Origin of the sequence: Yoonia sp. BS5-3, from assembly GCF_038069655.2 — a bacterium.
Classification (GTDB): domain Bacteria; phylum Pseudomonadota; class Alphaproteobacteria; order Rhodobacterales; family Rhodobacteraceae; genus Yoonia; species Yoonia phaeophyticola.
Genome location: NZ_CP150951.2, coordinates 3,418,789 through 3,431,525, shown reverse-complemented (window position 1 = coordinate 3,431,525; position 12,737 = coordinate 3,418,789). Strand labels below are relative to the sequence as shown.

13 protein-coding genes are annotated in these 12,737 nt (G+C 56.4%); 7 read left to right on the top strand and 6 right to left on the bottom strand.

What is annotated here, in order from left to right:
* Positions 1 to 50: 50 nt before the first annotated feature.
* From AABB29_RS17340 to miaA, 5 genes are all read right to left on the bottom strand, one after another.
* Complete coding sequence (locus tag AABB29_RS17340; RefSeq protein WP_341365723.1) at positions 51 to 1,496, bottom strand: ABC transporter permease; 1,446 nt, start codon at positions 1,494 to 1,496, stop codon at positions 51 to 53.
* Positions 1,497 to 1,508: 12 nt separating this feature from the next.
* Positions 1,509 to 2,555 carry an ABC transporter permease gene (locus tag AABB29_RS17335; RefSeq protein ID WP_341365724.1) on the bottom strand — a complete coding sequence of 349 codons (1,047 nt, stop codon included), beginning with the start codon at positions 2,553 to 2,555 and terminating at the stop codon, positions 1,509 to 1,511.
* Between the two features lie 116 nt (positions 2,556 to 2,671).
* Entirely contained in the window at positions 2,672 to 4,330 is a 1,659-nt protein-coding gene (locus AABB29_RS17330; RefSeq protein WP_341365725.1) for an ABC transporter substrate-binding protein, read from the bottom strand.
* Between the two features lie 219 nt (positions 4,331 to 4,549).
* Positions 4,550 to 5,365: a helix-turn-helix transcriptional regulator gene (locus AABB29_RS17325; RefSeq protein ID WP_341365726.1), complete on the bottom strand. Its 816-nt coding sequence runs from the start codon at positions 5,363 to 5,365 to the stop codon at positions 4,550 to 4,552.
* A 54-nt stretch (positions 5,366 to 5,419) separates the two neighbouring features.
* Positions 5,420 to 6,322 carry a tRNA (adenosine(37)-N6)-dimethylallyltransferase MiaA gene (gene miaA / locus AABB29_RS17320; protein ID WP_373636649.1) on the bottom strand — a complete coding sequence of 301 codons (903 nt, stop codon included), beginning with the start codon at positions 6,320 to 6,322 and terminating at the stop codon, positions 5,420 to 5,422.
* A gap of 107 nt (positions 6,323 to 6,429) precedes the next feature.
* Here miaA and pyrH point away from each other — a divergent pair, with 107 nt between their 5' ends.
* On the top strand, positions 6,430 to 7,155 hold the full coding sequence (gene pyrH, locus AABB29_RS17315; RefSeq protein ID WP_341365727.1) for a UMP kinase: 726 nt from the start codon (positions 6,430 to 6,432) through the stop codon (positions 7,153 to 7,155).
* A 55-nt stretch (positions 7,156 to 7,210) separates the two neighbouring features.
* Here the strand turns inward: pyrH and AABB29_RS17310 are convergent, their stop codons facing one another.
* Positions 7,211 to 7,780, bottom strand: coding sequence for a hypothetical protein (locus AABB29_RS17310; RefSeq protein ID WP_341365728.1), 570 nt, complete (start codon positions 7,778 to 7,780; stop codon positions 7,211 to 7,213).
* Positions 7,781 to 7,835: 55 nt separating this feature from the next.
* On the opposite strand from AABB29_RS17310, the gene AABB29_RS17305 reads away from it, so the two are divergent.
* Genes AABB29_RS17305 through rseP form a run of 6 tightly spaced genes read left to right on the top strand, consistent with a single transcriptional unit; the run spans position 7,836 to position 12,628 of the window.
* Positions 7,836 to 7,967, top strand: a complete 132-nt coding sequence (locus tag AABB29_RS17305; protein WP_341365729.1) for a hypothetical protein — start codon at positions 7,836 to 7,838, stop codon at positions 7,965 to 7,967.
* 29 nt (positions 7,968 to 7,996) lie between these two features.
* Positions 7,997 to 8,560 (top strand): ribosome recycling factor, encoded by a 564-nt coding sequence (gene frr, locus AABB29_RS17300; protein WP_341365730.1) that lies wholly within the window; start codon positions 7,997 to 7,999, stop codon positions 8,558 to 8,560.
* 31 nt (positions 8,561 to 8,591) lie between these two features.
* Positions 8,592 to 9,323: an isoprenyl transferase gene (locus AABB29_RS17295; RefSeq protein WP_341365731.1), complete on the top strand. Its 732-nt coding sequence runs from the start codon at positions 8,592 to 8,594 to the stop codon at positions 9,321 to 9,323.
* The gene (locus AABB29_RS17290) at positions 9,320 to 10,123 is read left to right on the top strand and encodes a phosphatidate cytidylyltransferase (protein ID WP_341365732.1); all 804 of its coding nucleotides are present in this window, start codon (positions 9,320 to 9,322) and stop codon (positions 10,121 to 10,123) included. The genes AABB29_RS17295 and AABB29_RS17290 overlap by 4 nt, the downstream gene beginning before the upstream one ends.
* The gene (dxr, locus tag AABB29_RS17285) at positions 10,120 to 11,289 is read left to right on the top strand and encodes a 1-deoxy-D-xylulose-5-phosphate reductoisomerase (RefSeq protein WP_341365733.1); all 1,170 of its coding nucleotides are present in this window, start codon (positions 10,120 to 10,122) and stop codon (positions 11,287 to 11,289) included. The genes AABB29_RS17290 and dxr overlap by 4 nt, the downstream gene beginning before the upstream one ends.
* Before the next feature lie 4 nt (positions 11,290 to 11,293).
* Complete coding sequence (gene rseP, locus AABB29_RS17280; RefSeq protein ID WP_341365734.1) at positions 11,294 to 12,628, top strand: RIP metalloprotease RseP; 1,335 nt, start codon at positions 11,294 to 11,296, stop codon at positions 12,626 to 12,628.
* Positions 12,629 to 12,737: the final 109 nt, after the last annotated feature.

Genomic DNA, 12,737 nt, shown 5'->3' with positions numbered 1-12,737 from the left:
AACCTGTACAGAAGCTGTACGTACATGATGGGGGGTAAGCGCGGTTGTCATCAGTCGCGCAGGCTTTCTTCGCGCAGCCCGTCCGCCAGCAGATTGAGCCCCAGAACGAGGCTCATCAATGCGATGGCGGGTGGCAGGGCGGGGTGCGCGAAAACGAGCAGCAGCTTGCGCCCTTCGTTGATCGTCGATCCCCAATCAGGGCTTTCGGGTGGCAGCCCCAGCCCGAAGAAGCCGAGCGTGCCAAGAAGGATGGTCGTGTATCCGATCCGCAGGCAGAAATCGACGATCAGCGGCCCGCGTGCATTGGGCAGGATTTCCCACAGCATGATATACCATGCGCCTTCGCCGCGCGTTTGCGCAGCTGCCACGTAGTCGCGGGTCCGCAGATCCAGCGTCAGCCCGCGTACGATTCTGAAAACGGTGGGTGCGTTCACGAAGACGACTGATACAAAGACCACCAAAACGCTGATATCGAACCCGTCAAACCATTCGGGTAGGAAATCGATCTTGGTCCCACGTTGGTTGATCACCGACAGATAGAGCCAAATCAGCACCCCAAGCACAGGCACCATGATCGCCGTCCGTTTCCGGGGCTGTGTGTAGTAACGCGAGTTCAACAATACGAAGAAGAAGACCAGAGGGAAAAAGAACAGCACGGCGGCCATATAGGATGGGATGCCCGTCAGGACGATTTCCGGCGTGACCAAAAGGTAAAACAACAAGATCACCGGGAAAGCTAGGATCAGGTTGGCCGCAAAGGACAGGATCGTATCGAGCCGGCCTGAATAATATCCGGCAGGCAGCCCCAGCGTGATCCCAACCATGAAGGCGAAAAGCGTCGCCAGTGGCGCGATGGCAATCACAAAGGTTGATCCGGCCACCACACGGCTAAACACATCCCTTGCCAGGTTATCGCCGCCCAGAAGGTAATGGGGCAGGGCGCCCGTCGTACCTTCGGGGACCGGAACACCGGGCACTTTGTTTTTCAGCCCTGAGACCTGGCTAAGATAGTCATGCGTCGCAATCCAGTCGAAGACACCCACGAAAAACGCGGTAAAGACCCAGAACATGACCAGCCCGAACCCGATCATCCCAACCGTGCTGTCAAAGAGCTTGCCGTAAAGCCCCAGCCGTCGTTTGAATTTGATCGACAACCCGAATGTCACCACCAGCGCGATCCAGACGGGCAAGAACCGTTTGGATAATTCACCCACAATGCCAGCCTGCCCATAGCCCATCACAAAGGGGATCAGGATATAGGCCAGAACGATGCCGATGATCGCGAGCGAGACATATTTATGCGCGCTTTGCAGCCCGCCGATAGCCCCGCCGCGTGACTGCAAGGTGCCGTCGGGATTGGTTTGCAATGTCACGGGCCCTTCGAAGAACCGCATCACTGACAGCACAACGCCGCCGATCACAAAGAGCAGTATGGCCCCGCCGAAGAGCGGGTTGAGGATCGTGCCCAGGCTACCTGTCCATGTAAGTGGTTCCATGTCCGGGCCCCTTTAAGAAATACGGATACGTGGGTTCAGGAAGACATAGCCAACATCTGAAATCAGCTGTGTCAGAAGCACCACGAAGACCGAAATGATTGAGACCCCCAGCAGCATCTCAATATCGTTATTGGAGGCCGCGCGGACCAATTCCCAGCCGAAGCCTTGATAGGTGAAGAGCGTCTCAACGATCACAACGCCGTTCAAGAGCCAGGGAATTTGCAGCATGATCACGGTGAAGGGCGCGATCAGCGCGTTGCGCAGCGCGTGTTTCAGCACGATTTTCGGAAAGCTGACCCCTTTGAGCCGAGCGGTTCGGATATATTGTGCGGTCATGACCTCGGCCATGGAAGCCCGCGTCATTCGCGCGATATAGCCCATCCCGTAAAGCGCGATGGTCATCACCGGAAGGAAGAAATTTTCAAAGGTCGCGTTTTCGACAGCGCTGCTGGCCGACCCTTTGAACCATTGCATCCCGAATGTGCTGGTCGCGAAAAGTGCAATCAGCACGACACCTGATACATATTCCGGCGTCGCCGTTGAGATAATTGATGCGGTTGATAGCGTTCTGTCGGTCCGTGACCCTTCGCGCATCCCAGCCAGCACCCCAATGATCAGCGCGCCGGGCACCATCACCATCATGACCCAGAACATCAGCTTGCCCGTATTGGCAAGCCGGGTCGGAAGGACTTCGCTGACATCTTCGCGTGCAACGGTCGAAAAGCCCCAATCCCCTTGCAGGATGCCGCAATAGCGCGGGGCGTCTTCGGCAGGTTCGCCCGGCGGGATACAGCGCCCGCGCGTCTGCCCGTCGCTGCCTTCGATGACATAGCCGGGCAGAACCCCCAGCCATTGGCCGTATTTCACGGGCAGCGGCTGCGAATAGCCCCGATTGGCAAGCCATGAGACGACTGCGTCATCGCTCATCCTGGCGTTGCCTTGGGTTTTGGCGAGTTTTTCAAGATTAGGGGCGAGGTTGGTTAGCCAAAACACGATAAATGTCAGGCAAAGAGCCGTTAACAGCATCACACCGATGCGGCGCAAAATAAAAAGTCCCATCAACACCCCGTTGGTCGATTGCAGGTTTTTAGCCCTGCGCTGCCTGCCCACCGTTTATCGCTGGCGCAGGACAAAACAGGCCGCCCCCGATCAGGAGCGGCCCAATTGCGTGGTTCTTAAGCGGCCAGACCGAATTTGTAGATCTGCGGTAGATAGGAGATATGCATATCCCAGCCCACAAAACCCGGCTTGGCGTGGCGGTAGAGCGAGCGCCAATAGGGCTGCAGCGTCACGCCTTCGTCGCTCATGATGGTTTGCAATTTACCCATCACGTCGCGCCGTGCATCGGCATCGGCCAGGCTGTTGGCCTCGGCCAGAAGCGCGTCAAATTCGGCATTTGCAAAGCCAGATTCGTTCCATGCCTCACCCGACCGATAAGCCAACCCCAGGATTTGCGTGTCTAGCGGCCGGTGGTTCCAGTTCGTGGATGAGAATGGATATTTTGTCCAATCATTCCAGAAGGTTGAGCCGGGAATTGTTGTCCGCTTGACGTTGAAACCAGCGTCGCGCAGCTGCGCTGCTACCGCATCGGTCGTGTTCTTGCGCCAGTCATCATCGATGGAGGTGATCTCCATCTCAAAGTCGGCCATGCCTGCTTCGGTCAGCAGCTCAAGTGCCCGTTCGGGATCATAGGGCAGGCCCGGCACATCTGCCCAAGCAGGGTGCATCGGCCCAACATGCTGGTTCCGCGCGACGGCGCCAAGGTTGGAATAGCCAAGCTCAAGACAGATCGCCGGGTCGACGGCCATGGCGATGGCCTGACGGACGCGTTTGTCCGCATAAGGCTGGATGCCGTCAACTTCGGCCAGCTGGTTTGGCCGGATCGCGATGGTCGCGGCAGAGGCGATTTCAGAGCGTTCCCAGCCGATCCCTTCGAAGACTTCGACAAAGTCGCCAACCGTTTCGAAGGTCATGTCAACTTCGTCAGCTGCGGCCGCCGCAACCCAGGATGATGGATCTTGGCCGTAGTCGATATATTCGATCCGGTCGAGATAGGCGCCTTTGCCTTCGGCATAGCCCCACCATTCGAAACCTTCGTTCCGAACGATCACGCCTTTGACGCCGACCTCAAGGCTTTCGGGCAGGTAGGGGCCTGTGCCGACAGGATTATCCAGCATTGTGTCAGCGTTGAAACCGGCAGGTGTAATCGCCGCAGGATAGTCCGACATGCCGGCAATCAGCGAGATGTCGGAGGCGGGCAGGTTCAGCTGAACCGTGTGGCTGTCCACAACCACGATGCCGCCTTCGATGGCCTTTTCGGTGGTTTCATCAACCAGCACGGCAAAGCGACCGGCCATTGAGTTGCCTTCGACCGTTTTATCGCACCACATTTCGATATTGCGGGCCACGTCTTCGGCGGTGAAATCGCTGCCATCGTTCCATTTCACGCCCTGGCGGACGTTCAATGTATATTGCGTTGCGTCATCATTCACGTCCCAGCTTGCCAGCAGCATCGGGGCGAAAGAGCCGTCAGAATTATATTCAACCAGATATTCCAGCCAACCTGCGGTGAAATAAGCGATCTGCGTCCAGTCATAGGTGCGTGGGTCCTTGAGTGCGCGCACTTCCATTTGCATCCGCAACGTCCCGCCTTGCTGGGCGTGGCCCGCGGCATGTGCAGGCGCCGTCATGCCCAGCAGCCCGTAAGCTGCGGTTGATGTTACGCCCAAAGCGGTTGTGCGGGCCAAAAATTCGCGGCGGTTCAGTTTGCCGGATTTGACCTCTTCTGCGTACATCAGCGCGGCCGGGTGCATGGATTTCTGTGATGGCGTCATTCGTTTCTCCCTGAGAGTCATCGTTTTTGTTCTTGTCGCAAAAGAAGAGATGCGCCGCTGCGGGGCGCATGCCTCTGTTCCGTCGCCGCCATTGCGCATCATTTATGCTGTGAGGTCAACCAAGGCTTTTGCTTGCATGTTGGATTTGCGACATTTTTTATGTCGCAAATGTACAATTTGTGTATTGGCTGATCAGCACCCGGCCGGGCTGACACAAAGTTAGGCGCGCTGTATGCTGCCGCCTGTCATACGAAACCCGGATGGCGTTTGGCCCGATTTTTCCTGAAAGCTGCGCGTGAAATAGGCCGCGGAGTGAAATCCCAGACGCCGCGCGATGTCCTGCACGGGGGTGCGTGTTTCGCGCAGGAGCAGGCACGCCTCGTAATGGATACGGTCATTGCGCAGCTCTAGTGCGCTACGTCCGCAGGTTTGCCGGCAGACCCGTGTCAGATGCGTGGGCGTCACCCCAAGGGCGGCCGCATAATCAGCCACGCTGCGATCACTGGTGAAATGCTGGGCGATCATGGCCGTATATTTCGCCACCAACTGCCCCGCTGGCGACATACGCCGTTTATCGATGCTGGCCGGATCGCGGGCGGCGAGTTGCCGTTCGACAAAAATCGTCAAAAGTCCGAGATGACAGTTTGCCGCGCGCATGTCCCCGTCTGGTTGCAGTTCCCGTTCGATAGCCTCGATATGGCCCTGAAGTTCTTTTTGCCGCATCACTTCAAGCAAGCGCAGGTGAAACGGGGTGTCAGGCCAGTCGGACCCGTCCGGCAATGTCAGGATTTGACCAAAGACAGTGGGCCCGATTTCCATCCCATACATTGTCTGCCCTGGAATAAAGATCAGGTTGTTCGGCCCGTAACCGTTGGTCAGCCCTGCAACGGTGATCCGTCCCTGGCCTTTGGTGATATGGATCAAACGCGGGGTTTGGTGGCTGCGCATCGCCTCGGTCCGCCACTTTGCCGCGGGGCCGCCATAGGTCAACCCGGCCAGCGCAAGCGCTGGCTGTGTGTTTTCTGCCAATGTCATCAACCTTGCCTCAATGTTGATTTTTGATCAGCTTGTGCAGAAACGTTTTTGAAATCAATCCGCTGTCGATGGTGCAAATTGTAGTGTTGCGGATATGTCAGCGCTGTCGATGGGGATGTGATGCCAGGATTTGTGCCGCGCCCGGAACCATGTTCTTTGCCTTTTGGCATATTGCCGTGATGCGATGATGGCAGCCTCGCGCGCTGCGTCCAGCGTGATTGTCCCTTGCAGATGGGCAATCAGTTCAGGCGCGCCGATGGCTTTAGATGACAGGTTGTCCGGGTTCCAATGTGGTAGAATCGCGCGGGCTTCGTCCAACGCGCCTTGCGCGAGCATGAGGTCGAATCGCCTTGCGATCCGGTCGTTTAGCCAGTCCTTGGGCGCATCAAGCGTGATGCATATCGCCTGTTCCGCAGGCAAGAGTGGTGGCGGTGTTGTGTCTTGCCAATCCGCCAGGCCGCGTCCTGTATTTTCCAGAACCTCCCATGCGCGCTGCACACGCATCCGGTTTTGCGTGTCGATCCGGGCCCTGGTTTTGCCATCTATCGCATCAAGCAGATCATCGAGGGAAAGCGCGTTTGCCTGCGTCCGCAGGGCAGGGGGTGTGGCCGGGATCTCGGCCAGCCCTTGCGTGAGCGCGTTGAAGTTCAGCCCCGTGCCGCCCACGATGATGGGGCGCTTTGACCCGCTGAGATAGGGGCGCAGGTCGCGCAGCCAATGGCCGGTGGAATAATCGGCATCAAAGGGAACATGCCCATAAAGCGCGTGTTCGGCTTGTCCCAAATCGTGGTCGTCGGGCCGTGCTGTTAGGACACGCCAATGGTCAAAGACCTGCAATGCGTCTGCGTTCACGATGATTCCGCCCTGCTGGGCCGCAATATGCAGCGCCAACGCAGATTTTCCCGAGGCGGTTGGCCCGGCGATCAGGACAGGTTTATGCGGTGCGATTGTGATCATCGGGCCATTACTGCAAGACCGCCGCATTCTGGGCAAGCACCCATTGAACCTGCCGCGGTTTTCCGACATTTTGCGCGCAATTCACATACGCGCATCAGGGGGCTGCCATGACCGACATAGAGAACACGACGTTTAAACGTGTGATGCTCAAAATTTCGGGAGAGGCGCTGATGGGTGATACCTCTTTCGGGCTGCATCCGCCGACGGTGCAGCGGGTCGCCAAAGAGGTGAAATCAGTCCATGATCTTGGCGTCGAGATTTGCATGGTTATCGGCGGCGGGAACATCTTTCGCGGATTGCAAGGCTCTGCCCAAGGGATGGAGCGCACGACTGCCGACTATATGGGAATGCTGGCCACAGTGATGAATGCGCTGGCGATGCAATCGGCCCTTGAAGAGCTGGGCATTCATACCCGCGTGATTTCGGCCATCACCATGAATGAGGTCGCCGAGCCTTATATCCGCCGCCGCGCGGTCCGCCATTTGGAAAAAAAGCGCGTTTGCATTTTCGCGGCCGGCACCGGGAACCCCTATTTTACGACGGACACCGCCGCGGCCCTGCGCGCCAGCGAAATGGCCTGCGAGGCTATTTTGATGGGTAAGAATGTCGATGGTGTCTACGATAAAGACCCCAAGAAACATGATGATGCGCAGCGCCTTGACCGCATCGGATACGATGAAGTGCTGCAAAAACGTTTGGGCGTGATGGATGCCAGCGCTATTGCTTTGGCCCGCGACAACAACCTGCCGATTGTTGTTTTCTCATTGGATGAACCGGGCGGGTTCAAAGGCATCATGGCCGGAGAGGGCACGTACACAATCGTTGAAGATTGATCATGCCCATTGTCCGAACACGGCACGCCCGGCGTGCCGTGTAACGCCGCGATCCCTAGAACGCGCTTGCAGTCACACCAACTGTCGCCGCACCAATCGCCGCCCCTGTATCAGGATCTGTAATCGTGAATGACATCTGCGCCTGATATTCTTGGGTCGAGTCGTCATATTCGATATCAGAAAAGTGCACCGCATCAGGGCCAGAGATGTAGGTGGCCGTGTATTTTGCCTCATCCCCTTGCCAATAGTCTGATGTTGCCTCGCTCGCGGCTACGTTCAGCCCGCGCGCGTCCATGATGAATGCCTCAGTCACCAATCCGGCAGATGCTGCGACCTGCGTGCGCAGAAATTCTGAAGCGGGGGTTTCGACCACCCCTTCGATGATATCAGCACCGGCCACGTCAACAGCGTCCTTCCATTCCTGATCCATCGCGTAGATCTGGTCTTGCGTATAGCTGTTCGTCACCAGGTTCTGGGCGCGGATCGCGTCGATCAATACAGGGTCGGTTGCCCATGCCCGCACCTCATCATCAAGAAAGACCCGCAACACGTTTTCGATTTCGTTTGCGTGGGATGCCTGACCGAATGCGAGAAACAGGCCCGCTGTCAGTGTTAAATTTTTCACTAGTGTCGTCCTTTGCAGCTTTTGTGATCCCCGCTTAGCAAATGAGTGTTGCAACATGCCTAACCGCTATGCCGATTTGCGTTTGGCAGCGCCAAATCAGATCGGGATGCTGCCCGCACCGGTTGATCATAACCTGCACATCTTCTGCACCGGGGCGCTATACAAGCACCGCTACTTCGCATTATAGAAGTGCAAACAGACGAAAAGAGCAGATCAATGTCAGACGAATTTATGCTGGATACCGACGATTTGGCCCGCCGCATGGACGGGGCTATCGCTAATTTGCGCACTGAGCTGGCCTCATTGCGGACCGGTCGTGCCTCGGGTTCGATGCTGGAGCCGGTGATGGTTGATGCCTATGGATCAATGACCCCGATCAACCAGGTGGGCACGGTAAACGTGCCTGAACCGCGTATGGTGACCATCAATGTTTGGGATAAAGGGCTTGTCGGCAAAGTCGAAAAAGCCATCCGTGAGAGTGGTTTGGGTATCAATCCTCAGCTGAATGGCACGATCATCATGTTGCCAATCCCTGAATTGAACGAAGAGCGTCGCCGCGATCTGACCAAAGTTGCGGGCGGCTATGCCGAAAGCGCCCGCGTGTCGATCCGCAATTTGCGCAAGGACGGGATGGACCAGATCAAGAAGGCCAAATCGGACGGCATGTCCGAGGATGACCAAAAGTTCTGGGAAGCCGCCGTGCAGGAATTGACCGACGAACATATCAAAGTTGTTGATGAGACGTTGGAAACCAAACAAGCCGAGATCATGCAGGTCTAAGCGCCGTCTGGAACAACAAAAGGGGCCGATTATGCCCAAGGATGCAGACCGCAAAAACAATCCCGCTCATGTGGCCATCATCATGGATGGCAATGGGCGATGGGCCCAGAAACGGGGCCGGCCACGCCTTTTTGGCCACCATGCTGGCGCCCGCCGCGTCCGCGAGATTATTGAGGCCTGCCCTGATCTTGGCGTCAAATACCTGACCATTTTTGCCTTCTCGACCGAGAACTGGAAGCGGACCCAGACCGAAGTGGCTGGGTTGATGAGCCTGTTTCGCAAATATATCGAACGCGAGGCGCAAGCCCTTTTGAAAAACGGCGTGCGCGTTCGGTTTATTGGCGACCGTATCCGCCTTGATGATAAGCTGGTTGCCATGATGGATGAGCTTGAGTTGCTGACCTCGGGCAATGATTTGTTCCATCTGACTGTCGCGATTAATTATGGCGGCCGTGATGAGGTTACCCGGGCTGCGAAACGCCTTGCTTATGAGATCGAACAGGGCCGTCTGACCCATGATCAGGTCGATGCCGAGACCCTGTCGGGTTTTCTGGATACCCATGTGCTGCCCGATCCCGATCTGGTGATCCGTACCAGCGGCGAGGCCCGCATTTCGAACTTTCTGCTATGGCAGTCTGCCTATTCGGAATATGAGTTTGTCGATACGCTTTGGCCTGACTTTACATCGGCCGAGTTTGCTAAGATTCTTTCGAATTACGCAGGCCGCGAGCGCCGGTTTGGTGCCGTTCTGACATCAAAATGAGCCTTCCCGAAACCAATCCTGCCAAATGGGACGATCTGACTGTTCGTTTTGTATCTAGCGCCGCAATGACCTTTGTCGGCGCGATTGCTGTCATTCTTGGCGGCGTGTGGTTCCAGATGCTGGTGGTTTTTGTCACCGCTGTCATGGTCTGGGAATTATGGATGATGATCCGCCCCAAAGAGCCGACCAAAGGCATGTTGATGGCGGCCCTTGTGGCGTCGGTTTTGTCTGGTCAACTGGCTTATGGGCATCTTTGGGGGCTGGCCCTTTTTCTGATTGTTCCGGTTGTTGGGGCCACGCAATTGCGCACGGAAGCCAAGACCTTCTTCATCTTTGCCCTGGGTATTCAACTGGCGGGTTGGGGACTTGTTCATTTCCGCATTGATTATGGCTTTACCTGGCTGCTTTGGTTGATGCTGGTCGTTATTGTTACCGACATCTTTGGCTACTTCGCAGGCAAAGCCTTTGGCGGTCCGAAATTTTGGCCCAAAATCAGCCCCAAGAAAACCTGGAGCGGTACCGCCGCTGGTTGGGTTGGGGCCGCGATCGTTGGGTTTATCTTTACGATTTTCACGAATGCAGGGCTTTGGGTGATCATCATGTCGATGATCCTGAGCTTTGCGGGGCAGATGGGTGACATTGCGGAAAGCGCGCTAAAGCGGCGGATGGGCGTCAAGGATAGCTCAACCTTGATCCCGGGGCATGGCGGCCTTTTTGATCGCTTTGATGCGCTGCTTGGCGCCTCGCTATTCCTGATCCTTGTGGCGGATGTCTTTGATGTGCCCGGGGTTGTCTTTTGAGGCGGATTTCCCTGTTTGGTGCAACAGGATCGATTGGCCAAAGCGCCATTGATCTGATCGCGCGCGACCCGCTTGCCTATGACGTGGTGGCCCTGACGGGAGGGCGTAATATTGCGCAACTGGCTAAAGACGCGGTGTCACTAGGTGCCGATATTGCGGTAACCTGCTATCCAGAACTTTTCAATGATTTGAAAGAGTTGCTGGCCGGATCGGATGTGGCTGTTGCGGCAGGCCCAAGCGCAATTGCCGAAGCCGCGGCCCGTCCAGTTGATTGGGCTTTGTCAGCGATTGTTGGCTCTGCCGGGCTGGTGCCTGGTATCGAGGCGCTGGCGCATGGGACAACTTTGGCACTGGCCAATAAAGAATCGCTCGTGACCGCGGGCCCGTTGTTGATGGAGCGCGCCAAAACGCATGGCGCCACGATCCTACCGGTCGATAGCGAACATTCGGCAATTTTTCAGGCCCTTGTCGGTGAAGATATGACCGCTGTTGAGCGTGTCATTATCACTGCAAGTGGCGGTGCATTTCGCGATTGGCCTGTCGAGAAACTGGCGACTGCCACGTTAGATCAGGCGTCGTCCCATCCAAATTGGGATATGGGACAGCGCATCACGATCGATTCTGCGTCAATGTTCAATAAAGCCATGGAGCTTATTGAAACAAAAGAGTTTTTCGGAATATCGCCGGAATGCATCGAGGTGCTGGTGCACCGCGAAAGCCTGGTGCATGCCTTGGTTGGCTTTCGTGATGGCGCCTTGATGACCCATATCGGTCCGCCTGACATGCGCCATGCGATTGGGTACGCGTTGCATTGGCCGGATCGCAAAACATTGCCGGTCGACCGGCTTGATCTTGCGCAGATCGGCCAACTGACATTTGAAACACCGGACCAAGCCCGCTATCCCGCGCTTGGTATCGCCGCACAGGTCATGCAGGAAGGCGGCCTGTCTGGTGCCGTGTTTAACGCCGCAAAAGAGCATGCGCTCGATCGGTTTATTGCCCGTGATATTGGTTTTCTGGATATGGCGTGCGTCGTCGAAAAAACGCTGGACAAAATGTCATCGGGCGCCGGGATGCAAAATGCGGATATGACACTAGATAACGTCTTGGAAACTGACCTTTTGGCCCGTAGGTACGCGGCTGAAGCAGTGGCAGAATTGGGGTAGTATTTTGGATCTGACGTCGTTCGTTCCGTTGTTTGGCAATTTCGCGTTCACGCTGGGCGCTTTCATCCTGGCACTGTCGATCATTGTCGCGATCCATGAATATGGTCACTACATCGTTGGTCGCTGGTGCGGCATTCATGCCGAGGTCTTTTCGCTTGGCTTTGGCCCGGTCATTTGGTCCGGCACTGATGCCCGTGGCACGCAGTGGCAGATCGCAGCTTTACCCCTGGGCGGCTATGTCAAATTTCTAGGCGACGCCAATGCGGCCAGCGTCGGGTCTGATGGGACTGTGCCCGAAGTCGACGCCCGCCGCACGATGCTGGGTGCCCCGCTTTGGGCACGTACGCTGACTGTTCTGGCTGGTCCTGTGTTCAATTTTATCCTGGCGATGGCCGTTTTTGCCGGAACGATCATGTATCAGGGCCGTGTGTCCGAGCCTTTGACGCTGGGCAGCTTTACCCCCTTGCCCCCGAGCTTTGCCGCCGAATTGCAAGAAGGCGATGTTTTATTGGCGATTGAGGGTGTTCCGGTGGACGATCCTGATCGTCAGATTGGCCTTGTCGATGCGCTGCCATTGCAGGAACGCCTTGCCTATTCGGTTTTGCGCGATGGCGAGGAGATCACCGTTGATGGCCCTTACCTGATGCCATCGGCTGTTGCCTCGGTCGTGCCACGTTCGGCTGCGGATGATGCCGATTTGAAGATTGATGATGTGATTATGGCCGTCGATGGCGAGCCGATTTTTGCATTCACCCAATTGCAAGAAATTGTGCCCGCGAGGGCGGGGGACGCGCTTGAGCTATTGATATGGCGCGACGGCGAAGAACTGACCGTGACGCTTGAGCCGCGTGCCACCGATGAGCCGCAGCCCGATGGCACGTTCCGTACGGTTTACCGGATCGGTATTTCGGGCCAGATGTTCTTTGAGCCGCAAACTGATAGCGTCAGCCTTTTTGAGGCGGTACCAATGGCGGTTGATGGTCTTTGGAATACGCTGACCACGTCAATCTCGGCCATTAAACATATCATTATTGGCCGTATTTCGACCTGTAACCTGTCGGGTCCGGTTGGCATGGCGCAGACCGTTGGTTCAATGGCCGAGCAAGGCTGGGATGACTTTATTCTGAGCATCGGGCTGGTGTCAGCAGCCGTGGGTTTGGTGAACTTATTCCCGGTGCCCGTGCTGGATGGCGGCCATTTGGCCTTTTATGCCTATGAGGCTGTGACCCGCCGTAAGCCAAATGACCGTGTATTGCAGGTTTTCATGCTTATCGGCCTGACGCTGATTTTGATGTTGATGACCTTTACGGTGCTCAATGATACGCTGCTTTGCCCATAAGATGATCGCCGCCGCGATTGCCGCCCGTGCGGGCCGGTCTGAAACTATGCCGATCACGCCTTTGTCGTTTTGACATCCCCCCGCAGAGCGGATAATCCCGAACCAATTG

Excerpts from the sequence above, each read along its gene's own strand:
- AABB29_RS17340 (WP_341365723.1), bottom strand. The coding sequence starts at position 1,496 with ATGGAACCACTTACATGGACAGGTAGCCTGGGCACGATCCTCAACCCG.
- AABB29_RS17335 (WP_341365724.1), bottom strand. The coding sequence starts at position 2,555 with ATGGGACTTTTTATTTTGCGCCGCATCGGTGTGATGCTGTTAACGGCT.
- AABB29_RS17330 (WP_341365725.1), bottom strand. The coding sequence starts at position 4,330 with ATGACGCCATCACAGAAATCCATGCACCCGGCCGCGCTGATGTACGCA.
- AABB29_RS17325 (WP_341365726.1), bottom strand. The coding sequence starts at position 5,365 with ATGACATTGGCAGAAAACACACAGCCAGCGCTTGCGCTGGCCGGGTTG.
- miaA (WP_373636649.1), bottom strand. The coding sequence starts at position 6,322 with ATGATCACAATCGCACCGCATAAACCTGTCCTGATCGCCGGGCCAACC.
- pyrH (WP_341365727.1), top strand. The coding sequence starts at position 6,430 with ATGACCGACATAGAGAACACGACGTTTAAACGTGTGATGCTCAAAATT.
- AABB29_RS17305 (WP_341365729.1), top strand. The coding sequence starts at position 7,836 with ATGCCTAACCGCTATGCCGATTTGCGTTTGGCAGCGCCAAATCAGATC.
- frr (WP_341365730.1), top strand. The coding sequence starts at position 7,997 with ATGTCAGACGAATTTATGCTGGATACCGACGATTTGGCCCGCCGCATG.
- AABB29_RS17295 (WP_341365731.1), top strand. The coding sequence starts at position 8,592 with ATGCCCAAGGATGCAGACCGCAAAAACAATCCCGCTCATGTGGCCATC.
- AABB29_RS17290 (WP_341365732.1), top strand. The coding sequence starts at position 9,320 with ATGAGCCTTCCCGAAACCAATCCTGCCAAATGGGACGATCTGACTGTT.